At 69.3% G+C, this 23,248-nt stretch carries 22 protein-coding genes; 6 read left to right on the top strand and 16 right to left on the bottom strand.

Going from position 1 to position 23,248, the window contains the following annotated elements:
* Positions 1-95: 95 nt before the first annotated feature.
* Positions 96-1,712 (top strand): bifunctional metallophosphatase/5'-nucleotidase, encoded by a 1,617-nt coding sequence (locus H6900_01320; protein ID MCC0071906.1) that lies wholly within the window; start codon positions 96-98, stop codon positions 1,710-1,712.
* Positions 1,713-1,760: 48 nt separating this feature from the next.
* Here H6900_01320 and H6900_01315 read toward each other — a convergent pair whose 3' ends face one another.
* The 5 genes from H6900_01315 to puuE all read right to left on the bottom strand — a co-directional run bounded on the left by H6900_01315 (position 1,761) and on the right by puuE (position 7,555).
* On the bottom strand, positions 1,761-3,104 hold the full coding sequence (locus tag H6900_01315) for an 8-oxoguanine deaminase (protein MCC0071905.1): 1,344 nt from the start codon (positions 3,102-3,104) through the stop codon (positions 1,761-1,763).
* Between the two features lie 71 nt (positions 3,105-3,175).
* Positions 3,176-4,582, bottom strand: a complete 1,407-nt coding sequence (locus H6900_01310) for a purine permease (GenBank protein ID MCC0071904.1) — start codon at positions 4,580-4,582, stop codon at positions 3,176-3,178.
* 135 nt (positions 4,583-4,717) lie between these two features.
* Positions 4,718-5,206 (bottom strand): ureidoglycolate lyase, encoded by a 489-nt coding sequence (locus tag H6900_01305; protein MCC0071903.1) that lies wholly within the window; start codon positions 5,204-5,206, stop codon positions 4,718-4,720.
* Between the two features lie 88 nt (positions 5,207-5,294).
* Entirely contained in the window at positions 5,295-6,140 is an 846-nt protein-coding gene (locus H6900_01300) for a (S)-ureidoglycine aminohydrolase (GenBank protein MCC0071902.1), read from the bottom strand.
* On the bottom strand, positions 6,137-7,555 hold the full coding sequence (gene puuE, locus H6900_01295; protein ID MCC0071901.1) for an allantoinase PuuE: 1,419 nt from the start codon (positions 7,553-7,555) through the stop codon (positions 6,137-6,139). Before puuE ends, H6900_01300 begins: the two co-directional genes overlap by 4 nt.
* A gap of 170 nt (positions 7,556-7,725) precedes the next feature.
* Between puuE and uraH the strand changes: the two genes are divergently transcribed.
* Positions 7,726-8,082 carry a hydroxyisourate hydrolase gene (gene uraH, locus H6900_01290; GenBank protein MCC0071900.1) on the top strand — a complete coding sequence of 119 codons (357 nt, stop codon included), beginning with the start codon at positions 7,726-7,728 and terminating at the stop codon, positions 8,080-8,082.
* Between the two features lie 57 nt (positions 8,083-8,139).
* Positions 8,140-9,309, top strand: coding sequence for a glycosyltransferase (locus H6900_01285; GenBank protein MCC0071899.1), 1,170 nt, complete (start codon positions 8,140-8,142; stop codon positions 9,307-9,309).
* Here H6900_01285 and H6900_01280 read toward each other — a convergent pair.
* Entirely contained in the window at positions 9,306-10,250 is a 945-nt protein-coding gene (locus H6900_01280) for a LysR family transcriptional regulator (protein ID MCC0071898.1), read from the bottom strand. The two genes, H6900_01285 and H6900_01280, sit on opposite strands and share 4 nt — an antisense overlap.
* A gap of 94 nt (positions 10,251-10,344) precedes the next feature.
* Between H6900_01280 and H6900_01275 the strand changes: the two genes are divergently transcribed.
* Positions 10,345-11,583, top strand: a complete 1,239-nt coding sequence (locus H6900_01275; GenBank protein MCC0071897.1) for a urate hydroxylase PuuD — start codon at positions 10,345-10,347, stop codon at positions 11,581-11,583.
* 7 nt (positions 11,584-11,590) lie between these two features.
* Here the strand turns inward: H6900_01275 and H6900_01270 are convergent, their stop codons facing one another.
* The 5 genes from H6900_01270 to H6900_01250 form a co-directional block, all read right to left on the bottom strand.
* Positions 11,591-12,289: an SDR family oxidoreductase gene (locus H6900_01270; GenBank protein MCC0071896.1), complete on the bottom strand. Its 699-nt coding sequence runs from the start codon at positions 12,287-12,289 to the stop codon at positions 11,591-11,593.
* The gene (locus tag H6900_01265) at positions 12,286-13,251 is read right to left on the bottom strand and encodes a threonine-phosphate decarboxylase (GenBank protein ID MCC0071895.1); all 966 of its coding nucleotides are present in this window, start codon (positions 13,249-13,251) and stop codon (positions 12,286-12,288) included. The genes H6900_01270 and H6900_01265 overlap by 4 nt, the downstream gene beginning before the upstream one ends.
* A gap of 7 nt (positions 13,252-13,258) precedes the next feature.
* A complete protein-coding gene (cobD, locus tag H6900_01260; GenBank protein ID MCC0071894.1) occupies positions 13,259-14,194 on the bottom strand; it encodes a cobalamin biosynthesis protein CobD in 936 nt (311 codons plus the stop codon).
* Positions 14,191-15,006 (bottom strand): propanediol utilization protein, encoded by an 816-nt coding sequence (locus H6900_01255; GenBank protein MCC0071893.1) that lies wholly within the window; start codon positions 15,004-15,006, stop codon positions 14,191-14,193. The genes cobD and H6900_01255 overlap by 4 nt, the downstream gene beginning before the upstream one ends.
* 133 nt (positions 15,007-15,139) lie before the next feature.
* Positions 15,140-16,249, bottom strand: a complete 1,110-nt coding sequence (locus H6900_01250) for a polysaccharide export protein (protein ID MCC0071892.1) — start codon at positions 16,247-16,249, stop codon at positions 15,140-15,142.
* A gap of 245 nt (positions 16,250-16,494) precedes the next feature.
* Between H6900_01250 and H6900_01245 the strand changes: the two genes are divergently transcribed.
* A complete protein-coding gene (locus H6900_01245) occupies positions 16,495-18,174 on the top strand; it encodes an FAD-binding dehydrogenase (GenBank protein ID MCC0071891.1) in 1,680 nt (559 codons plus the stop codon).
* Here H6900_01245 and H6900_01240 read toward each other — a convergent pair.
* From H6900_01240 to H6900_01225, 4 genes are all read right to left on the bottom strand, one after another.
* Positions 18,171-18,527 carry a phosphate acetyltransferase gene (locus tag H6900_01240; protein ID MCC0071890.1) on the bottom strand — a complete coding sequence of 119 codons (357 nt, stop codon included), beginning with the start codon at positions 18,525-18,527 and terminating at the stop codon, positions 18,171-18,173. The two genes, H6900_01245 and H6900_01240, sit on opposite strands and share 4 nt — an antisense overlap.
* Positions 18,524-18,871, bottom strand: coding sequence for a MaoC family dehydratase (locus tag H6900_01235; protein MCC0071889.1), 348 nt, complete (start codon positions 18,869-18,871; stop codon positions 18,524-18,526). Before H6900_01235 ends, H6900_01240 begins: the two co-directional genes overlap by 4 nt.
* Positions 18,868-20,313, bottom strand: coding sequence for an AMP-binding protein (locus H6900_01230; protein MCC0071888.1), 1,446 nt, complete (start codon positions 20,311-20,313; stop codon positions 18,868-18,870). Before H6900_01230 ends, H6900_01235 begins: the two co-directional genes overlap by 4 nt.
* 105 nt (positions 20,314-20,418) lie before the next feature.
* On the bottom strand, positions 20,419-21,030 hold the full coding sequence (locus tag H6900_01225) for a TetR/AcrR family transcriptional regulator (GenBank protein ID MCC0071887.1): 612 nt from the start codon (positions 21,028-21,030) through the stop codon (positions 20,419-20,421).
* A gap of 142 nt (positions 21,031-21,172) precedes the next feature.
* Between H6900_01225 and H6900_01220 the strand changes: the two genes are divergently transcribed.
* Positions 21,173-22,309 (top strand): exo-alpha-sialidase, encoded by a 1,137-nt coding sequence (locus tag H6900_01220; GenBank protein MCC0071886.1) that lies wholly within the window; start codon positions 21,173-21,175, stop codon positions 22,307-22,309.
* Here the strand turns inward: H6900_01220 and H6900_01215 are convergent.
* Positions 22,300-23,211, bottom strand: a complete 912-nt coding sequence (locus H6900_01215; GenBank protein ID MCC0071885.1) for a DMT family transporter — start codon at positions 23,209-23,211, stop codon at positions 22,300-22,302. The genes H6900_01220 and H6900_01215 overlap by 10 nt on opposite strands.
* Positions 23,212-23,248: the final 37 nt, after the last annotated feature.

Genomic DNA, 23,248 nt, shown 5'->3' with positions numbered 1-23,248 from the left:
CACGACGGGATGCGATCCCGCAACTGAGCCTTTGACTCGGGCCGGCGCCGCGCGCAATCTTTGACCTTGGGGACAAAAACACACAGGGGATTCCAATGACCTTTTCGCCTCAGCTTCGGACCCTTCTGGGCTCCTCGGCGCTGGTCGCGGCCAGTGCCTTGCCGGGCCTCGCGGATACCGAACTTCATATCCTGCATTTCAACGATTTCCACAGCCGCATCGAATCGATCAACCGGTTCAATTCGACTTGCTCGGCCGGCGACGAGGCCGAGGGCCGCTGTTATGGCGGCGCGGCGCGGCTTTATGCGCTGATCTCGCAGATGCGCGGCGCCATCGAGGCCGAGGGCCACCCGGTGCTGGTGCTCGATGCCGGCGACGACAGCCAGGGGTCGCTGTTCTATACCACCTATGGCGGCCGCGTCGAAGCCGAGCTGCTGGAGCGGATCGGCGTCGATGTGATGGCGGTGGGCAACCACGAATTCGACAACGGCCCCGAGGGGCTGGCGCTGTTCCTCGATACCGTCAGCTTCCCGATCATCTCGGCCAATATCGACGCCTCGCAGAACAACCTGCTGGCGGGCCGTATCGCGCCCTGGGCCATCGTGGAAACCGGCGGGCTGCATGTCGGCGTGGTGTCCGTGCTGGCGGCGGATTCGGGGGAAACCTCGTCGCCCGGGCCGACCATCGGCTTCGGCAATGAAATCGACGCGCTGCGCGCTGCCGTGGCGCAGTTGCAAGAGCAGGGCGCGGCGCCGATCATCGCGCTGACGCACACCGGCTACACCGCCGACCAGCGCATTGCCGCGCAGGTGCCGGGGCTGGCCGCCGTGGTGGGCGGGCACAGCCACACCTATCTGTCCGCCTCGGACCCCGCGCGCGAGGGGCCCTATCCGACCTGGGTCGATTCCGAGGCCGGCGGCATGGTGCCGGTCGTCACGGCGGGGGCCTATAGCCGCTATCTGGGTCACCTGGTGCTGGATCTCGATGAACAGAACAATCTGATCTTCGCCTCGGGTGACGCGATCGAGATCAACGCCGAGGTGACCCCCGATCCGACGATTGCCGCCTGGGTCAGCGAGTTGGCCGGCCCTCTCGAGGAAACCCGCAACCGCCCCGTGTCCGAGGCCACCGCCGCCATCGAGGGCGACCGCACGGTCTGCCGGCAGATGGAATGCTCGATGGGCAACCTGGTGGCCGACGCGATGCTGGCCCGCGTCGCGGATCAGGGCGTGACCATCGCCATCCAGAACGGCGGCGGGTTGCGGGCTTCGATCGACGAGGGCACGATCACCATGGGCGAGGTGCTGGCGGTGCTGCCGTTCCAGAACACGCTGGCCACCTTTCAGCTGAACGGCGCTCAGGTCGTCGCGGCGCTGGAGAACGGCGTCAGCCAGTTGGCGGACGGCGCGGGCCGCTTCGCGCAGGTGGCGGGGCTGCACTACACCTTTGACCCCAATGCCGAGGCCGGCAGCCGGGTCAGCGACGTGATGGTCATGCGGGACGGGGCCTGGGCGCCCATCGACCCGGCGGTGGTCTATGGCGTAGTGACGAACGACTTCATGCGCCGGGGCGGCGACGGCTACGCGATGTTCCGCGACGACGCGATGAATGCCTATGATTTCGGTCCCGATCTGGCGGATGTGGTGGCCGAATATCTGGCGGCCAACCAGCCCTACGCGCCCTATACCGACGGGCGCATCACCCGCCGTTGAGCCCGGCGGCAGGGATCGGGAACGGGCCCCGCGCGGGCCCGTTTCCCGTCAGCCCATCAGCCGCGCCGTCGCCTGGCGCGCGCGCGCGGCCAGGTGATCCGCGTCCAGGCCCGTCAATCGCCCGTCGCGCACCACCTGCCGCCCCTCGACCAGCAGATGGCGCACGCGATGCGGTCCGCACAGCACCAGCGCCGCGATCGGGTCCCAACTGCCCGCGGACTGCAGGCCGCGCAGGTCCCAGATCGCCAGATCCGCGCGCTTGCCGGCTTCCACCGAGCCCAGCTCGCCCGCGCGCCCCAGAACCGTCGCGCCGCCCAGAGTGGCGATTTCCAGCGCCTCGCGCGCGCTCATGGCGTCTGCGCCCCGGGCCACGCGCTGCAACAGCATCGCCTGGCGCGCCTCGGCCATCAGGTCGCCGGCGTCGTTGCTGGCGGACCCGTCCACGCCCAGCCCGACGCGCACGCCCGCGTCGCGCATCGGCCGGACCGGGGCGATGCCGCTTCCCAGCCGGCAGTTCGAGCAGGGGCAATGCGCCACGCCGGTCAGCGACCGGGCGAACAGGTGGATCTCGGCGTCGTCCAGCTTGACGCAATGGGCGTGCCAGACATCCGCTCCGGTCCAGCCGAGGTCCTCGGCATACTGGCCGGGGCGGCAGCCGAACTGCGCCAGGGAATAGGCGATATCCTCGTCGTTTTCGGCCAGATGGGTGTGCAGCATGACGCCCTTGTCGCGCGCCAGCAGCGCCGCGTCGCGCATCAACTCGCGGCTGACGGAAAACGGCGAACAGGGGGCCAGCGCGACGCGAACCATGGCCGCGGGGCGGGGATCGTGAAAGGCGTCCACCACGCGGATGCAGTCGTCCAGGATGGCGGCCTCGTCCTCGACCACCGAATCGGGCGGCAGCCCCCCCTTGGATTCGCCGATCGACATGGCGCCGCGTGTGGCGTGAAAGCGCAGGCCCACATCGGCGGCGGCGTGGATCGTGTCGTCCAGGCGCGCGCCGTTGGGAAAGAGATAGAGATGGTCCGAGGACATCGTGCATCCCGACAGCGCCAGTTCGGCCAGGCCCAGCTGGGTCGAGATCCGCATGTCCTCGGGCGTGTAGCGCGCCCAGATGGGATAGAGCGTCTTCAACCAGCCAAAGAGCAGCGCGTCCTGCCCGCCGGGCACGGCGCGGGTCAGGGTCTGATACAGGTGATGATGGGTGTTCACCAGCCCGGGCGTCACCACGCAACCGGTGGCGTCGATGATCTCGGCCTCAGGGGCGACCAGGCCGGACCCGATGGCGGCGATCGCGCCGTCGCGCACCAGGATCGAGGCCCCGGCCAGTTCGCGCCGTCGGTCATCCATGGTGACGACGACATCGGCGTTGCGGATCAAGGTGGTTGTCATTGCTGTCTTTCTCCCATCGAAAAGGGGCGGGCCGGTGTGGCCCGCCCCCCCGGTATTCGCAAACGCGACGGTCAGCCGCGATCGGTGCCCGCCAGACCGCCCGACACTTCCTCGATCGACTCGTCCGAGAGATGCTCGGGCAGGACCAGGTTCAGAATGACGGCGATCCCGGCCGCCGGCAGCAGCCCCGAGGTCAGCAGGATCTGCATCGTGCGACCGACGTGTTGCAGCGCCGAGGGCTCCAGTTGCAGGCCCAGGCCGACCGACAGCGACACGGCGAAGATCACCATGTTGCGGCGGTTCCAGTTGACATCGGACAGCATCGACACGCCCGAGGCGCAGACCATGCCGAACATGACGATCACGCCGCCGCCCAGCACGTTGATCGGCACCGTGTTGATGAAGGCGCCGACTTTGGGGATCAGGCCGCAGACGATCAGGAAGAGCGCGCCAAAGGTGACGACGTGGCGGCTCATCACGCCGGTCATCGCGACAAGGCCCACGTTCTGGCTGAACGAGGTGTTCGGCAAACCGCCGAAGACGCCCGCCACCGCGGTGCCCAGGCCGTCGGCAAAGGTCGCGCCCGAGATTTCCTTGTCGGTGGCTTCACGCCCCGCGCCGCCCTTGGTGATCCCCGAGGTGTCGCCCACGGTCTCGATCGCCGAGACGATCGCCATGAAGCACATGCCGATCACGATCGCCCAATCCAGGTGAAAGCCCCAGTGGAACGGCGTCGGCACGGTGAACCAGCCCGCGCGGCCCATCGACGCAAAGCTGACCTGACCCATCACCATCGCGACCAGATACCCGGCGATGATGCCGATCAGCACCGCGGCCACGGCGGCAAAGCCGCGCATGAAGAACTTGACCGCCAGCGTGACGACCACCACGACCAGCGCCGGGGTCCATTTTTCCAGGCTGCCAAAGGCGTCGGTGCCCATCAGCGGCACGCCGCCCGCAGCATACTGGATGCCCACGCGCACCAGCGCCAGGCCGATCATCAGGACGATCAGGCCGGTGACCAGCGGCGGCAAGGCAAAGCGGATCTTGCCGATGAAGAAGCCCAGGCAGAAGTGAAAGACCCCACCCAGCATGACCCCGGTCAGAAGTCCGGCAAGCCCGCCCACGCCCGCGCCGGCGACGGCGGGGATCATGATCGGGATGAAGGCGAACGAGGTGCCCTGCACGATTGGCAGGCGCGCGCCGACCGGGCCAAAGCCGATGGTCTGGAAAAGCGTTGCGATGCCGGCGAACAGCATCGACATCTGGATCATGTAGGTCATGTCCGGAAAGCCCAGCGCGCCTTGATCCGACCCAAAGCCGATTCCGGCCGCGCCGCAGACGATGATCGCGGGCGTGACGTTCGACACGAACATCGCCAGCACATGCTGGATGCCCAGCGGAATCGCCGTGCCCAGTGGCGGCGTATAATTCGGGTCCCGTAGCTGTTCGGGTGTCCCGATGGTTGACGTGGCCATTCTCTCGTTTCCTTTCCCTGGGGGAGATTGATATTTTTTCGCGCCGTCTCCGCGTCCCTCCCCTGTGGACGCGGTCCGGTTAATGGTGCCCGGGTTGATCCCGGGTCTGGTCCGACGCCCGTCGAGTTCGGGGCGCTATCGGTCGGTCACCACCCACGGGGTGTCGAAGTTGTATTCCTGCAGGTTCGCAGTCGTGCCGATGCGGTCGATCACCGCGAAAAGTCCGGGCGCGGACAGCGGGGTCAGCACCCCGTGCCAGGTGCCGCGGTGAAAATTGATGGCCTGCGTGCCGTCGGTGACAAAGGCGCGGGGGCGGCCGGGGCGGTCGCCCTCGTCGGGGGCGACGATCACCAGAAAGGGATGGGCGTGCATCGGCACAAAGGCCTGCGACCCCTCGGGGTGCCGTTCGACCAGGGTGAACGCATAGGGCAGCGCGCGCGGCACCGCGTCGAAGATCGAGATCCCGGCGCGCCCCTCGGGGCCAAAGTCCAGGCGCGCCCGGTCGTGGTGGCGATGGCACAGGCCTTCGTTGATGAGGCGGAAGTCACCGGTCGCGGCCAGCACATCGCCAAACGGCGCAAAAGCATCGGGCGTCAGGGATTCGAGGGCAACGGTGCGCGTCATGGGCAAGTCGTCTTGACGTGGCGCGGCCGGCGGGATTTCCACCCCCCGGCCAAGGTGCGGCATGGGTCTGTCGCGCGAAAGGTCGGGGTCATCGGGGGCTCCCCGGGTTCGACCACGGGCCGCGCAGTCGGGCGTGGCGGTTCACGTCCTTGTAGAGCAGGTAGCGGAAAGGTTCGGCGCCCGCCGCGTAGCAGGCTTGCGGGCAATAGGCCCTGAGCCACATGAAATCGCCGGCCTCGACCTCGACCCAGTCGCGGTTCAGCTTGTAGGTGGCCTTGCCTTGCAGGACATAGAGACCGTGCTCCATGACATGCGTTTCCTCAAAGGGGATCAGCCCCCCCGGCTGGAACGTGACGATGTTCACATGCATGTCGTGGCGCATATCGGCGGGATCGACGAAGCGGGTCGTGGCCCAGCGTCCCTGGGTGTCGGGCATGGCGACGGGGGCGACACGGGTTTCGTTGGTCACAAAGGCCTCGGGGCGGTCGATCCCGCTGGCCGGTTCCCAGATCTTGCGCACCCAGTGAAAGCGCGCAGCCTCGTCGCCCGTGGCGACAAGCGTCCAGCGCGCGCCCGCCGGGATATAGGCATAGCCCCCCGGTTCGAGGCCGTGCGCCTGACCGTCGATGCGCAGCGTCAGCGCGCCGTGGGTCAGGAACAGGACGGATTGCGCCTGGGGGTCGTTCTCAGGGGTTTGCGACCCGCCGCCCGGCTGGACCTCGACCACGTATTGGGAAAAGGTTTCGGAAAAGCCCGACATCGGCCGTGCGATCAGCCACATCCGGGTGCGATCCCAGCCGGGCAGCAGGCTGGTGACAATGTCGCTGAAGCAGCCGCGCGGGATCACCGCATAGGCCTCGGTGAAGACGGCGCGCTGGGTCATCAGGTCGGTCTGACGGGGCAGGCCGCCGGTCGGGGCGTAATACTGGGTCACGGCAACAGGTCCATCAGGCGCAGTTCGGCGATGCGTTCCACCTGTTTGCAGGCGGTGGCGAACTCGGTTTCGGTGTCGTTGGCAAGGCGGGTTTCAAAGGCCGCCAGGATGCTCGCCCTGGTGTTGTCACGCACGGCGATGATGAAGGGAAAGCCGTGCTTGTCCACATAGGCCGAATTCAGGCGTTGAAAGGCTTCGCGCTCGGCGTCGGTCAGCGCGTCCAGCCCGGCCGAGGCCTGCTCGTGCGTCGATTCCGCCGTCAGACGCTTTGCCGCCGCCAGCTTTCCCGCCAGGTCCGGGTGCGCGGTCAGCACGCCCAGGCGCTCCGCGTCCGAGGCTGAACGGAACATCCGTGCCAGCGCGTTGTGCAGGCCCAGCGCGGTGTCATGCGCAGGGCCCAGCTCCAGCGCCCAGGCGCGTTCGGCGATCCAGGGCGAATGCTCGAAGATCGAGCCGAAGCGCGCGACAAAGGTGTCGCGGTCCATGCGCGAGGGGCGCTCGATCCGCTGGTGGGGGTGGTTGGCGGCCCAGAATTCCGCGATCTCGCTGCGGGTGGCGAACCAGGCCCCGCCCTTTGCCGCGACGTGATCCAGGAACCGGATCAGCCCCGCCAGCTTTCCCGGCCGGCCGATCAGCCGGTTGTGCAGGCCGATCGACATCATGCGCCCGCCCTCGGCGTGCAGCACATCAAAGGCGTCGATCAGGTATTGGCCGAAATCCTGCCCCGTGACCCAGCCGGGCGCCGTGGCAAAGCGCATGTCGTTGGCTTCCAGCGTATAGGGAATGACCAACTGGTCGCGGGCGCCGACCTCGATCCAATAGGGCAGGTCGTCGTCATAGGTGTCGCTGATCCAGTCCAGCGCGCCGGTTTCCGCCGTCAGGCGCACCGTGTTGACGCTGCATCGTCCGGTATACCAGCCGCGCGGGGCCTCGCCCGTGACCTCGGTATGCAGGCGGATCGCCTCGGCGATCTGGGCGCGTTCCTCGGCCTCGGGCATGTCCTTGTGCTCGACCCATTTGAGCCCGTGCGAGGCGATGTCCCAACCCGCCGCCTGCATCGCGCGCACCTGTTCGGGGTTGCGCGCCAGCGCCGTCGCGACGCCGTAGATCGTCAGCGGCAGCGCGCGGCCGGTAAACAGCGCGTGCAGCCGCCAGAACCCGGCGCGCGCGCCATAGTCATAGATCGATTCCATGTTCCAGTGCCGCTGCCCGGGCCAGGGCGCGGCGCCGGCGATGTCGGACAGGAAGGCCTCGGACTGGGCATCGCCGTGCAGCAGGCAGTTCTCGCCGCCCTCTTCGTAGTTCAGCACCAGGGACACCGCAACGCGCGCGCCGCCGGGCCACCGCGCGCGCGGCGCGCGCGGGCCATGGCCGATCAGGTCTCGGGGATAGCGGGGGGCGTCGATCACGGTCATTTCCTTGCAGTCACCTGGGCCCCGGTTCCGAGGCTCGAGTTTCAGCGTAACCCAAAAGATCGCCGCGTTTTTCAAATTATCGCGAAAAGACCTATGTCCGGCAGGCGGTCTGGCAATTGCGCCGTTTCCGGGCAGAATGGGGCGCAAGCTTGATGAAAAGGAACCAATCGATGGCCGGATATCTGACGACGCATGTTCTGGACACCGCGCGCGGCTGCCCGGCCCAGGGGTTGCGAATCGCGCTCTTTGCGATCGAGGGCGAAACCCGCCGCCTGCTGGCCGAGACGACGACCAACGACGACGGGCGCACCGACGCGCCGATCCTGCCGCAGGACCGCTTCGCCCCGGGCAGTTACGAGCTGGTGTTCCACGCCGGCGACTATCTGCGCGCCAGCGGGCAGGCGGGCGAGGCGCCGCTGTTCCTGGACATCGTGCCGATCCGCTTTGGCATGGCCGACCCTCAGGCGCATTACCATGTGCCGCTGCTGCTGTCGCCCTATGGGTATTCGACCTATCGCGGCAGCTGATTGCTTGACCCCGCCGGCCGGCGGGGACTAGCAAAGGGGGCGCGTATCGGAGCGATCATGCCCCAGACCCTGTTGTTTTGTGCCCCCGCCCCGGTTCAGGATATCCCCGGAGGGTATCGGCTGGATGTGAAGTTCGTGGACGGGATGCGGGCCCATCGCGCGGGATGGGCCGGCGGGGTTCGCTGCGTGCTGTGGCGCGGCGCGGGGTCCATTCCCTTTGGCCGCGATTACGCGGCCGGGGATCTGGGCTTTGACCTGACGGTGCTGGATGCGGGCGCGCCAGTGCCCGCGTCCCTGTTTCAGGGCGCCGCGCTGGCGCTGATTTCCGCCGACCTGCAAGATTTCCCGCGCCTGACCGCCGCCGCCCGCGATGCGGTGGTGCCCGTCGTCTCAGGGTTGGAATACACGCTGGACACCCGCCTGCGAACGCTTTGGCTGGACCGCGGGCTGAACCCGCTGCGCCGCGTGGTGCGTTCGATCAGGCTGGTGCGCCAGGACCGCGCCATGGCGGACAGCCTGCGCCGGGTCGCCGGGGTGCAGTTCAACGGCTATCCCGCGTTCGATGCCCTGGCCGGGTCGGTGTCGCGGCCGATTCTGTATCTCGACAACCGCATGACGCCGGCGTTGATGGCCACCCCGGACGAGATGGCCGCCCGGGCCGCACGGTTGCACGCGGGCGCGCCGCTGCGGTTGATCCACTCGGGACGGCTGGAGCCGATGAAGGGTGCGCAGGACCTGTTGGCGGTCATGCACGCGCTGGACGGGCTGGGCGTGGCGGCGACGCTGGACATCTACGGCGCCGGCTCGCTGGCGGAACAGATCGCCGCCGGACTGGCCGCATTCGACGGCCGGGTGCGCCTGCACGGCCCGGTGGATTTCGAAACCGGGCTGGTGCCGGTCAGCCGCACCCAGGCGGATGTGTTCCTGTCCTGTCACCGGCAGGCCGACCCGTCCTGCACCTATCTCGAGGCGATGGGCTGCGGCCTGGCGCTGGTGGGGTATGCGAACCGCATGTGGACCCGCCTGTCGGCCGAGGCGGGTGCGGGCGCGGTTGCCCCGATGGGGCGCGTGCGGGACCTGGCGCAGCGGATTGCCGCCTGGGACCGCGACCGCAAGGCCCTGATCGCCAACGCCGAGGCCGGGCTGGCCTTTGCCCGCGCGCATGACTTTGCGACCGAATTCGACGCCCGCATGGCGCATCTGCGCGCCTGCGCGGGGCGCGACTAGACCGGCGCGGCCTGCGGCAGGTCCAGGCCTTCGACCTGGCGGGCCATGTCGGCGCGGATGCGGCTGACGATGAAATCCGCGAACAGCCGCACCTTGGGGTCGCGCAGGCGGCGGTGCGGCGTCAGCAGGCTCAGCGACACCGGCAGCGGAGGGGTTGCCTGCGCCACCGGCACCAGCGCGCCGGATCGCAGATGCGTGGCCACCTCGAAGATGGGCTTCAGCACGATCCCGTGCCCCGACAGCGCCCAATCGGTCAGCACCTCGCCGTCGTCGGATTCATAGGGGCCGACGATCTCGAATTTCTGCAACCCCTGCGGGGTTTGCAAGGTCCACTGGAATTCCTTGGCGCCGGGATAGCGCAGGTTCAGGCAGTCGTGACGGTCCCGGATCAGTGCGGCGCCGTCCTCGGGGTTGCCGCGGGCGGCGATATAGGCGGGCGCGGCGCATAACACGCGGGGACAATCGGCGACGGCGCGCATCTTCAGTCCGCTGTCGTCGGGCATTCCCAGGTGCAGCACCGCGTCCAGCCCCTCGGCGGTGACATCGATGATCCGGTCCGACAGGCGCAGCCGCAGGTCGATCTGCGGATAGGCGGCCTTGAACGTGGGCACATAGGGCCCCAGGAACCGCCGCCCCACGCCCAGGGGCGCCCCCACGAACAGCACGCCGCGCGGGTTCTGCGTGGCGTCGGCCACCGCGGCCTCGGCGTCCTGGATCGCTTGCAGGATGCCCAGCGCGCCCTCATAGAACAGCCGGCCGTTCTCGGTGGGTTGCAGCTTGCGCGTGGTGCGGTTGAACAACCGCACACCGAGATGCTTCTCGAGCTCGCTGATCCGCCCCGAGGCGACCGCGGGCGAGGTGCGCTGATCGCGGGCGGCGGCCGACATACTGCCCAATTCGTAGACACGGACAAACATTCGGACCATGTTCACATAGGACATTTTTCGCCCCCGCTTGAAAGTCCTCAGAGATTTGACGGATTATCAGAAAGACTGACCTCGGTATACCCTTTGCCGAATCCAACGGGAGGGACAGATGTTCGAACTGGCCATTATCGGCGCCTGGGCCGAATTCGCGCTGCGCTGGCTGCATGTCGTGACGGCGATCGCCTGGATCGGATCGTCGTTCTATTTCATCGCGCTGGACCTGGGGCTGCGCAAGGTTCCGAACCTCCCCGAGGGTGCCCATGGCGAGGAATGGCAGGTCCACGGCGGCGGGTTCTACCATATCCAGAAATACCTGGTCGCCCCCGCGACGATGCCCGAACACCTGACCTGGTTCAAATGGGAAAGCTACATGACCTGGATCTCGGGCTTTTCGCTCATGGTCATGGTCTATTATCTGGGCAGCGAATTCTACCTGATCGACCCGGCGGTGCTGGACCTGGCGCCCTGGCAGGCGATCGGCATCTCGATGGCCTCGCTTGCGTTTGGCTGGCTGGTCTATGACCAGATCTGCAAGCGGTTCGTAAACTCGAACCAGACCCTGGTGATGATCGCGCTGTTCGTCGTGTTGGTGGGGATGTCGTATTTCTACACGTCGGTGTTCACCGGGCGGGCGGCGATGATCCACCTGGGCGCCTGGACCGCGACGATCATGACGGCGAACGTCTTCATGATCATCATGCCGAACCAGCGCGTGGTGGTGGCCGACCTGCAAGCGGGGCGCAAGCCCGACCCCAAATATGGCAAGATCGCCAAGCAGCGCAGCACGCACAACAACTATCTGACGCTGCCGGTCATCTTCCTGATGCTGTCGAACCACTATCCGCTGGCCTTCGCCACCCAATACACCTGGATCATCGCCTCGCTGGTGTTCCTGATGGGCGTGTCGATCCGGCATTACTTCAACTCGAACCACGCGCGCACGGGCAATCCGACCTGGACCTGGGCGGTGACGGCGGTGATCTTCATCCTCATCATGTGGCTGTCCGTGGCGCCCGCTCTGAGCCGCGCCGAAGAGGACGTGTCCGCGTTGCCCCCCTCGGTCGCGCGGTTCGCGCAGGCGGCGGATTTCGACCAGGTCTACAACACCGTGACCGGCCGCTGTTCCATGTGCCACGCCGAGATGCCGGTCTATCCCGGTATCAACTGGGCCCCCCATGGCCTGCGTCTGGAAACCCAGGCCGAGGTCGCCCGTGCCGCGCGCCTGATCTATCTGCAAGCCGGTCGCGCGCACGCCATGCCGCCGTCGAACCTGTCGTGGATGGAAGACGACGAGCGCGCCCTGATCCGCCAGTGGTATCAGGGCGTCGTGGACAGCGGGCGGGGGTGAGACGGGCTCAGACCGCGCGCATCAACCCGCCATCGACGCGGATGCCCTGGCCGGTGATGTAGCCCGCGCCCTCGGACAACAGGAAGCTGACGGTCGCCGCGATTTCCCCGGGCGTGCCATAGCGTTTCAGGGGCACGCTGGCGGCGCGTTCGGGTTGCGTCGGCAGGCTGTCGATCCAGCCGGGCAGCACGGTGTTCATGCGGATGCCCTGCGCGGCGTATTCGTCGGCGAACATCTTGGTAAAGGCCTGCAACCCCGCCCGGATCACGCCCGAGGTCGGGAACATCAGCGACGGCCCGTCGATCCAGGCGGTGGAGATGTTGACATAGGCACCCCCGCCCTGGGCCTGCATGATCGGTGTGACCATCCTTGCCAGGCGCACCACGTTCAGCAGGTAGACGTCGAGCGCGCGGTGCCAGTCCTCGTCGGGGATCGCAAGCAGCGGCCCCTTGGGGCCATGGCCGGCGGAATTGACCACCGCGTCGATCCGGCCCCAGCGGTCCATCGCCGCATCGACCAGGCGTTGCAAATCGGCGGTTTGCAGGTTCGACCCGGTGACGCCGACCCCGCCCAGCTCCTGCGCCAAAGCCTCGCCCCTGCCCGAGGACGACAGGATCGCGATCTGCCACCCCTCGGCCGCAAGGCGACGGGCGCAGGCCGCCCCCATGCCGGACCCGGCGGCGGTGATCAACGCGGTCTTGGTCATGTCAGGCCCCTCAATGCGGTTTCAACGCGCGGCCAGTCCGCGCCGTCGGGCAAGCCCAGTCTGACCCATGTGCGCGAATAGGGAAAGATGCGCGACCAGATCGCGGCCCGCGCCAGCGCCGCCTGCGCGCGGGCCGCGTCGGGGCTGGCATAGGTGCGAAACAGCGCCGTGCCGCCCACCAGCGCCCACCCCGCGCCGTCCGCCAGCGCATCGAGCCGCGCCGCGTCCTGCATCAGCCGGGCCGTGGTTTGCGCCTGCCAGCGGGTATCGCCCAGCGCCTGCGCGCCGATCTCCAGCGCCGGGCCGCCGACGGCCCAGGGGCCGGCCAGGTCGCGCAACCGCGTCAGCAACGCGGGTCCGCCCAACGCAAACCCCAGGCGCACCCCGGCCAGCCCGTAGAACTTGCCGAAACTGCGCAGGATCAGCAGCCGGTCGGACAGATGCGCGCTTGTCGAGAGCGCCGGGTGCGGATCGGCGAAACTCTCGTCCACCACCAGCAGGCCCACGCGCCGCGACAACGCGGCCAGGACAGTGGGCGCGTGGTGTTGGCCATCGGGGTTGTTGGGGTTCACCACCACGGCCAGGTCGGCCCCCTCCAGCGCGTCCAGCGTTGCCACGGGTTCGACCGTCCACCCCTGAGCCTGAAGCGCGCCGGCGTGTTCGTTGTAGGTGGGGGTCAGCACCCGGGCGAGACCGGGCGCGCGCAGCCGGGGGTAAAGCTGGATCGCCGCCTGCGCGCCGGCCAGCGGCAGCACCTGCGCGGGCTGGACGCCATAGGCGCCCGCGGCGGCCCGGGACAGGGCGTCCAGCGCGGGGCGGGTGGGCAACGCGGTCCAGACCTCGGGCGGCAGGGCGGGCAGGGGATAGGGGCGGCGGTTGATGCCGGTGGACAGGTCGATCCAGTCCGCGCCGCCATAGAGCGCGCGCGCCGCGTCCAGATTGCCGCCGTGATCGCGTGTCATGCCGTCCCTACCATCCCGTCAGCGCCACCAGCGCCACCACCAGCGCCAGCGCCGCCATCGCCCGCCGATAAAGCCCCAGGGCGCGCCCCAGGTCCAGCCGGGTCGGGTCCGGGGCGCCGGCATTGACCCAGGGTTCCTGCGCCACCCGGTCGCCGTAGACGCGCGGCCCCGACAACCGGATGCCCAGTGCGCCGGCCATCGCGGCCTCGGGCCAGCCAGCGTTGGGGCTGCGGTGGTGACGGGCGTCGCGGGCCATGCAGGCCAGCGCACGACGCGGCGCGGCCGAGGCCAGCGCGAACAGCCCGCCCGTCAGGCGCGCGGGTGCCAGGTTCACCCCGTCGTCGATCCTGGCCGAGGCCCAGCCAAAGGCCTCGTATCTTGTGGTGCGGTGGCCTATCATCGAATCCAGCGTGTTGATGGCCTTGTAGGCGGCGATGCCGGGCAGGCCCAACAACACCCCCCAGAACAGCGGCGCGACGATCCCGTCCGAGGTGTTCTCGGCCAGGCTTTCGATCGCGGCGCGGGCGACACCGGCCTCGTCCAGGCCGCTGGGGTCGCGGCCGACGATCATCGACACCGCGTGACGCGCCGCCGCCAGATCCCCCGCCGCCAGCGGGCGCGCCACCGCGACCACGTGGTCGTGCATCGACCTGAGGGCAACCAGCGGCCAGGCCAGAACGCCCGCCAGAACCGTGCCCGCCCAGCCGCCCGGCAACAGCCAGACCAGCCCCGCGGCCAGCCCGCCCGCTGTCGCGATGACGACCAGCGCCGTCAGCACGCCCTTGATCCGCTGGCCCGGGGTGCGATTCAACCGGCGTTCCAGCCCGGCGATCAGGGCGCCCAGCCAGGTGACCGGGTGGCCGATGCGCCGGAACAGCGCGTCGGGCCAGCCCAACGCCAGGTCCAGCGCCATCGCCACCAGCATCGCCGCCGCGAAGCTCATGCGCCGCCTCCGTCGAAGCACACAAGGCCGGTGAACCCGGCCTCGGCCATGGTGGCGGCGGCGTCGGCTGGCGTGGCGCCGGGGGCAAAGATCAGCCCGCGCGCGCTGCCGGTATGGGCGATCAGCCACCCATCGGCGCCCAGGTCGCGTGCCAGATCGGCGGTCGGATCGCCCGAGGGGCCGCGCAGGGCCAGCGTGCGGCGCGCCGATTCGCTGGCCAGCGCGGCCAATTCGGCGCGCGGCAGGCCCGGCTGCCAGCGCGCGATCAGGTCGGCGATGTCGGGGAAATCCTGATCTTCGGCCCGCGTGCGCAGGCCGGGGCCCAGGAACCCGCCGATCACCGAAAAGCGCGGCAGCGCGGGCAGCCGGCGCAGCACCTGGCCCAGGCGCGGCGCGAAAAGCAGCCGTTCGGCGCGCGGGAACATCAGCGGATCGCTGGCGCCTTCGGCGGCGACACAGGCGCGGGCCAGGGCGTCGGGCGGCCCGTCATAGCCCAGTGTCAGGGCGACGGCGACCAGCGCCGCGGTCGAGGATCCGGCGCCTCCGCCGGGCGGCATCGTCGCGCGCAGCCGGGGCAGGGTCCCGGGAAACGGCAGGTCCAGCGCCGCGCAAAGCGCGCGCAACCGGCGCGGGCCGATCAGCGCGGGATCGCCCGGCTCGGCCGGTTCGACCCACAGCGCGGGGCAGGGCAGCGACACCAGCGCCAGCGGCCCGTCAGGGCCCAGCCGGCCCTGCACCAGTTCGCCGAAATGCCCGCCGACGCGCGGCGGCGCGGTGCGGGCAGGCACGGGGCTGGGTTGGTGCACGATCATGCCGGTCTCTGTGCGCCGCCCTCGCGCGCGGGGCAAGGGGGCAAGTCGGGGAATTCCCCCCTGCCTAGACGCAGGCGCCCCCGGGACACATGTCCGGGGGCGCAGCTTGAGGGCCGGAAAGCGACCTGTCGCGTCAGAGGTTCACGTTGCGCAGGGTGCGCAGCATGGTGATCGTCTGCGCGATCAGCGGCACCGGCGATTCCGTCGCAAGGACGACATCGCCCGCCTCGATCTGGAAGCGGCGCGCGGCGAACAGCCCATCGGCCGAGGTCAGGTCGAAGGTGAAGATCACCTCTTGCTGGCGCGGATAGGGGCCGGTCTCGCGCACCAGGCTGGCGGGGTAGGTGCGCAGGACCATCACGCCCTGAAGATCGGCGCGCGTGTTCGACAGCCCGCCGATGGTCGAGACGGCGTCCAGGGCGTTGATGTCCTCGCGCGCGAAGTTCACCACCTCCTGGCGGCCGGTGGCGCCCAGGGCGATGTAACTGCGGCCGTCCTCTTCGACCAGGATGCGGTCGCCGCCCCTGAGCTGGATGTCGTTGGCGGGCGACGCGAAGAGTTCGCTGGCCGGGATCGCATAGGCCTCGCCCGCGCGATTGAGGCGCACCAGCGGGTTGCGCAGCGAAGGGCTGATGCCGCCGCTTTCGGCCAGCACCGACAGGATGGTCGGACTGATTTCCGGCAACTGCACGCGGCCCGGGCGGGCGACGCCCGTCACCACGTCGATGGTGTTGCCGGACCCGGGGCTGACGGAAAGCTGCACCTGGCCGTCCGGCACGATGGGCGACAGGCGGTCCTGGATCTCGCGCCGGGCCATTTCGGACGACATGCCGGACACGCGCACTTCGCCCACATAGGGCACGAACACATGCCCAGAGGCCGACACCGGCACATGGTCCATGTTCACCACGCGCTGGTCGCCGGTGGTCAGCAGCGAATCCGGCTGGCTGTCCCAGACCGAGATCGACAGCAGGTCGCCGGCGCGGATCATCCGGGCGGTGGGCGCGGCGCCGGTGGTGACCCAGTGGTGGCGCGTTTCCGGGTCGGCGACAGGCCAGCGGTCCAGGTCGGTGATCGTCGCGCGCGTGACCTCGATCACCTGCACGGTCGAATCCGCGGTGTCGGTGCCGCGCAGGATCTCGCTTTGCAGCGCGGCGCCGCGCGGCATCGAGCAGCCGGCAACGGCCAGGACGGCCGCCAGCGCCAGGGTCACATGTCGAGCGGGGCGAAGCTTCGCGTCCATGAGGCTTTTGGAAAGGGTCATGTCGTCAATCGTTCCGCCTGTAAATCCCTCGATTCCGCGCAGCCTTATTGTGACTTTGCCCAGCTTTCCGGGCGACGCGGACGTCTGTTCCGGGCCACGCTACAGGCGGCGCGCAAAGGCAGCAAGTCAGGATTGAAACTTGTCGCCAAATGCAGCCGGCATCGCGACTCATTGGACACAGTCCCGTGGCGGTTCTAGGCTTCGTGTCGGAACAGGGGGCGGCGATGGGCAACGATTTGCACGATCAGGCGGATGCGGTTGTGGTGGGCGGCGGGCTGGCGGGGCTGGTCGCGGCTTGCGAACTGGCCGACAGGGGGCGCTCGGTCCTGGTGCTGGATCAGGAGGGGGCGCAGAACCTGGGCGGGCAGGCGTTCTGGTCGTTGGGCGGTCTGTTCATGGTCGATACGCCCGAGCAGCGCCGGATGAAGATCCGCGACAGCCGCGGGCTGGCGCTGGCCGACTGGATGGGATCGGCGCAATTCGACGGCCCGCAGGACGAATGGCCGCGCCGCGTCGCCGAGGCCTATGTCGCCTTTGCCGCCGGGCCGATGCGCGACTGGCTGCACGGCATCGGGATGCGCTGGTTCCCGGTCGTCGGATGGGCCGAACGGGGCGGGGCGCTGGCCACCGGCCACGGCAATTCGGTGCCGCGCTTTCATGTCACCTGGGGCACCGGGCCGGGCGTTCTGGCGCCCTTTGTCCGCATGGCGCGGGCGCACGAGGCGGCCGGGCGGCTGCGCTTTGCCTTTCGCCACCGCGTCACCGCGCTGGATATCGCCGCCGGTCGCATCAGCGGGGTCAGCGGCGAGGTTCTGGAACCCACCGACGTGGCGCGCGGCCAGCGGTCGGGGCGCGGCGTGGTCGGCGCCTTCCGGATCGAGGCCGGGGCGGTCGTCGTGACCTCGGGCGGGATCGGCGGCAACCTGGCGCGGGTGCGCGCGGCCTGGCCCGAGGCCCGCCTGGGCCCGGCGCCCGACCGCATGGTCTGTGGCGTGCCCGCTCATGTCGATGGCGACATGATGGATGTCGCCGCCTTTGCGGGCGCGGCGCGGATCAACACCGACCGGATGTGGCATTATACCGAGGGGCTGCGCAACTGGGATCCGATCTGGCCCGACCACGGGATTCGCATCCTGCCGGGGCCGTCGTCGCTGTGGTTCGACGCGCTGGGCAAGCGACTCGAGGCGCCGTATCTGCCCGGGTTCGACACGCTGGGCACGCTGCGGCGCATCCTGTCCACCGGGCACGCGCATTCCTGGTTCGTGCTGAGCCAGAGCATCATCAAAAAGGAATTTGCCCTGTCTGGCAGCGAGCAGAATCCGGATCTGACCGCGGGTCGGTGGGGGGCTGTGCTGAAGGCGCGACTGGGCGCGGGCGGCAAGGCCCCCACCCCGGTCGAGGCGTTCAAGCAGCACGGCGCGGATTTCACCGTTGCCGCAACGATCGAGGACCTGGTCGCCGGCATGAACCGGATCGGCGCGGCGATGGGCGATCCGGTGCTGGACCCGGCCAGCCTGCGCGCGCAGATCGAAGCCCGCGACGGCCAGATCCTGAACCCCTTTGCCAAGGATACGCAGGTCACCGCGATCCGGGGCGCACGGGCCTATCGCGGGGATCGGCTGATCCGCACCGCAAAGCCGCACCGCATCCTGGACCCGGCGCACGGGCCGCTGATCGGCGTGCGGCTGTCGGTCCTGACGCGCAAGACGCTGGGCGGGCTGCACACTGATCTCGACGGTGCGGTGCTGGACGCCGAAGGGTATCGCATCGACGGGCTGTTCGCGGCCGGGGAATGCGCGGGGTTCGGCGGCGGCGGCTATCACGGCTACAACGCGCTCGAGGGCACGTTCCTGGGCGGCTGCCTGTTTTCGGGCCGCAATGCGGGGCGCGCGGCGGCGGGCTAGCGCGCCACGTCGCGCGCCAACACCAGAGCGCGCCCCTCGCAGATCAGCGTCCCGTCGGCCGCGTGGCAGGTCGTGGCCAGATCGACCAGGTGCTTTTCGCGCCGCAGGCGGGTGATCGTGACCCGCGCCGTCAGGGGCTGCCCCACGGGCGCGGGGGCGAGCAGGCGCAGGGTCTGTTTCAGATAGTTCGTGCCGGGCCCGGGCAGGTCCACGCCCAGGATACGCGAAAAGAGCGCGGCTATCAGCGGCTCCGGCACCCCCTCGGCCGGCGAGGCGCCCGAGAGCGCCGCAAACTCTGCGATGTCGCGATCGGTGAAGCGGCGGGTGATCGCGGCGTGGTCGCCGGGGCTCATGCCAGCACCGCCCGGCCCTGGAAGCACAGCGCGCCATCCGCCACGCGGGCGGCCGACAGGGCGATGCCCGTGCCGGTATCCTCCAGCGCCAGCCGCAGCGGTTCGTCGGCAAAGGCGGGGTTGGGAAAGGTCATCTCCTGCATCCGGGTTGGGCGGTCCGGGTGGGCCGCGCGCAGCATCGCCCATAGCCGCGCATACAGCAGCATCCCGTGGCTGACCGTGCGCCCGAACCGGGTGCGGGCACTGAAATCGGGGTCCACATGGATCGGGTTGTCGTCGCCCGAAAGGCGGGCAAAGCGGTCGAAATCGGCCTGCGTCGGGGTCCAGATCCGTTCGACGATCACAGCATCGCCCTCAGGTCCGGCTTGCGCACCTTGCCGGCGGCGGTGCGGGGGAAATCGGCGACCACGTGCCAGGCGCCGGGGATCTTGTAGGCGGCCAACCGTGTGCGCAGCCAGTCGGGCAGCGCGCCGGTGTCGATGCCCGCCCCGGGGCGGGCGATGAGAAAGGCGACGCCGGTCTCGCCCCAGCGGGCATGGGGCATGCCGACCACCGCAGCCTCCAGGATATCGGGGTGGGTGATGAGGACGCGCTCGACCTCGGCCGGATAGACGTTCTCGCCGCCCGAGATATACATGTCCTTGATGCGATCCACGATGCGGTAGTAGCCGTCGGCATCGCGGGCCGCGACGTCGCCCGATTTCAACCAGCCGTCCGGGGTAAAGCTGGCGGCGGTGGCCTGCGGGTTGTCCAGATAGCCGGGCGTCACCGAGGGGCCGCGCAACAGCAATTCGCCGGTGCCGGGAAGGCCGTCGGGCACGCCATCCAGCCGGGCCTCGGTCAGCAATTGCGGCTTGCCGACCGAACCGATCCTGTCGACCGCCGCGTCGCGGTCGATCAGAAAGCCGGTCGGGCCGGTTTCGGTCATGCCAAAGCCGTTGCAGATCGGCGCGCCGCGATCGGCGAAAAAGCGGATCGTGGCCTCGGGCAGGGCGGCGCCGCCACAGGCCCAGCCGCGCAGTCCGGCCAGATCGACCCCCGACAGATCCATCTGCATCAGCGCCTGATAGATCGCCGGCACGCCGAAAAACTGCGTCACCTGCCGCGAGGCCACCAGATCGACCAGCGCCGGTGCGTCGAATTTGCGCAGCACCAGGCTGGAGCCACCCCACAGGAACAGGGGCAGGGTGAACAGGTTGATGCCGGCGGTGTGGAACAGCGGCAGGAAGTTGACGCTGCGGTCGTCGGGGGTCAGCGCCATCGCCTGGGCGATGTTCACCGCGTTGGCCATCGCCATGCGCGGCGTCTGGATCACCGCCTTGGGCAGGCCCGTGGTGCCCGAGGTGAAGAGCACATACCAGGGCGCGTCCTCGTCCACCGGTGCGGGGGGCAGGGGCGCGCAATCGGGCACGCGCAGCTCCATTCGCGGCAGGCCCAGTTGCGCGGCCTGCGCGGCAAAGGTCGCGTCATGCAGCACCAGAGCGCAGGCGACGCTGTCCAGGACCGGCTTCAATTCCATCACCGGCTGGCGCCAGTTCAGCGGCGCCAGGATCAGCCCGGCCTTCTGGCAGGCAAAGAGGGCGACAAAGAATTCGGGCCGGTTGTGGCACAGGATCGCCACGCGCGCGCCCGGCGCGACCCGCTGGCGCAGCCCGCCGGCCATGCGGGCGGCGGCGGCATCGATCTGTGCAAAGGTCCAGCGTTCGCCGCTGTCCTGGTCCAGGAACGCCAGCCGGTCGGGGCTGAGGGCCGCGCGGCGGGCGGCGAAATCGGGCAGGTGTCCCATGTCACGCTCCCATCGTGGCAAGGAACCGCGCCGGCGCGGCGCGGGTTTCGGGCAGGTCGAAGCGGTCCCCGTCGGCCGCGTGTCCGGCGTCCGGCGGCACCGGGGTCATGGCTTCAGCCCGCGTTCCAGCATGTCAAAGACCTGATCCACCACATGGTCCAGATCGGCGTCGGTCTGCCAGATGGCAAAGCGTTCGCCCAGGATCACCGCCAGCCCCATCAGCGCCCAGGCACGGACCTCGGAATCGCCGGGGCGGACCTCGCCCTCGCGTTCGGCGGCGACCAGGTTCTGGGCATACCCCCTGGCAAACGTGGTGTAATGCGCGCGGTAGGCATCGGGCGCGACCGAGCGGGCCTCCATCACGATGTTGTAGAGCGCCGGGCGCTCCGCGACAAAGGCCAGAAAGGCGCGCAGCCCCCGGCGTTCGGCGGTCAGCCGGTCCGGGGCATCGGCGGTCGCCTCGGTCAGGAAGGCGCGGGTCAGGCGGCTCATTTCCAGCACCAGTTCGCGGAACACCTCGTCCTTGGACTGGAAATAGATGTAGAAGGTCCCCTGCGCGATCCCCGCCTTGCGGGTGATGTCGGCGATCGAGGCGGCGGCAAAGCCGGTCTCGCCGATCACCACCTCGGCCGCGCGCAGGATCGCGGCGCGCGTATCCTGGCCGCGCCGGGTGCGCGGGCGGACCGAAGGCTGGCGGCTGGGCGAGGCATCGGGCATCGGTCGTCCTGAAACATGAATCATTCGTCATATTGAGCCCCGAGCCCACGCTGTCAAGCCTTTTCCCGGCGCCGGTTTTCCCGCTTGTCGCGTGCCAATTCGTGCTAATCTGGCCGTCGCGCAAACGGGAAAGGGTTTGTAGATGAGCGAGCGGGTGACGGTCTTGGTCGGCACGGGCAAGGGTGTGTTCGTGCTGGAATCGGATGGTGCGCGTCGGAACTGGACGCAGCGCGGGCCATTCTGCGACGGCTGGCCGGCCAGCCATGTTCTGGGCGACCCCGAGACCGGCACCCTTTGGGCCGCCTGCGGCGGGGAATGGCAGGGCAGCGCCGTCTGGCGGTCCGACGATGGCGGCGCGACCTGGACGAAATCCCTGCTGGCGAACGGGCATCTGGACCACATGTTGGCCAGCGACGAAACCTTCCGCAAGATGCTGGGGCGTGGCCCCGATCCCGACGCGCCCTTCAAGGGGCAGATCCAGGCGCTCTGGGCGCTGGGCCGGGTGGGTGACACGCTCTATGCCGGGGCGAAGCCCGCCGCGCTCTATGCCAGCGACGACCGCGGAGAGACCTGGCGCCGGGTCGAGGGGTTGTCGAACCACCCCTCGGCCAGCGGCTGGCAACCCGGAGGCGCGGGGCTGGTGCTGCACACCATCCTGGGCGACGGCGCCAAGCTGTGGGTGGGGATTTCGGCCGCCGGGGTCTATGCCAGTGAGGATGGCGGCCAGACCTGGGAGCCGCGCAACCGCCGCAGCAACCAGTCCACCACGCCCGACCCGATCACCGGCGAATGCGGCTATGACGTGGGGTTGTGCGTGCACAATATGGTGCGCTCATTGGATGGCACGATGCTGTATATGCAGAACCACCAGGGCGTGTTTCGCAGCCGGGACGACGGGCGGACCTGGGACGAGGTGACCGCGGGCCTGCCGACGAATTTCGGCTTTCCCATCGCCGTGCACCCGCAGGACGCGGACACGCTGTTCGTGATCCCGTTGCTGGAATGGGGCGGGCGCTATCCTCCGGGGGGGCAGGCGGCCGTCTGGCGGTCACGGGACGCCGGCGAGGGCTGGGCGCCGATGCGCCAGGGCCTGCCCGACAACGCCTATTTCACGGTCTTGCGGCAGGCGATGGCGACGGACAGGGCGGAACGGGCCGGGCTCTATTTCGGCACCAACTCGGGCAGTGTCTTCGCCTCGATCGACGACGGCGAAACCTGGACCGAAATCGCCCGCCACTTGCCCAACGTTCTGGGGGTCGAGGTGATGCATCAACGCTGATCGTGCTGGGCGGCGATGCTGCGGGCCTGTCGGGCGGGTGTCAGGGCGATTGCCGCCAGCACCAGCAGGCAGGCCACGGCCTGCGCCCCGCCCAGCGGTTCGCCAAAGGCCAGCCAGCCGACCGCGAACATGACCGGCAGCTCGATACTGCCCGCGACCGCGGTGCGCGCGGTGCCGATGACCGGCGAACAGACGGTGTAGATCAGTTGCGGCACCAGCGCCGTGCCCAACCCGATTCCCAGCACCAGCAGCCAGCCGTGCGGGTCCGCCGGCAGCAGGGCGGCGGCGGGTGTGGCCTGCACCAGCGGCAGCAGTCCCAGAACCGAACCCATGGACACGATGCCGATCCGCGCCAGCGGCGGGATCGCGGGCATCCGGTGCACCAGCACGCTGATCCCCAGCCCGAACCCCGCCGGCGCGGCCAGCGACAGCAGCAGCAGCGGGATCAGCGCCGGGTCCACCGCGCCGGGGGTCATGACGATCGCCGCCGCCACGACGATCATGCCCGCCGCCACCATCGACCGGCGCGCGGGCCGGTCGCCGAACAGCAGCCACGACAGCGCCAACGTAAACGCCGGATACGTCATGTAGAGCACGCCCGCCGTCGAAACGGGCACGACCTCGATCGCGCGGACATAGGCCACCCAGCCCTGCGCCATCAGCACCCCGGTGGCCAGCCCCCAGACGAGGGTCGGCCATTGCCGCCGGCAGCGCCAGACGAACGGCGCCAGCACCGCCGAGGCCAGCACATAGCGGTAGAGGGCCACCGCTTGCGGGGCCATGCCGCCCTCGGTCAGGCCGCGCGCGAACAGCGGCACCAGGCCGAACCCGACCGAAGCCGCGACGACGCCCAGCGTGGCCAGTCCCAGCCGGGCGGGGTCGGTGATCGGGTTCTGTTGCATGTCTTTGGTTAGCACAGGACGCCGTATCTGCACAGTC

Source organism: Rhodobacter sp. (genome assembly GCA_020637515.1).
In the GTDB taxonomy this organism is placed as follows: Bacteria; Pseudomonadota; Alphaproteobacteria; order Rhodobacterales; family Rhodobacteraceae; genus Pararhodobacter.
This window is presented reverse-complemented; position numbering and strand designations above follow the sequence as displayed.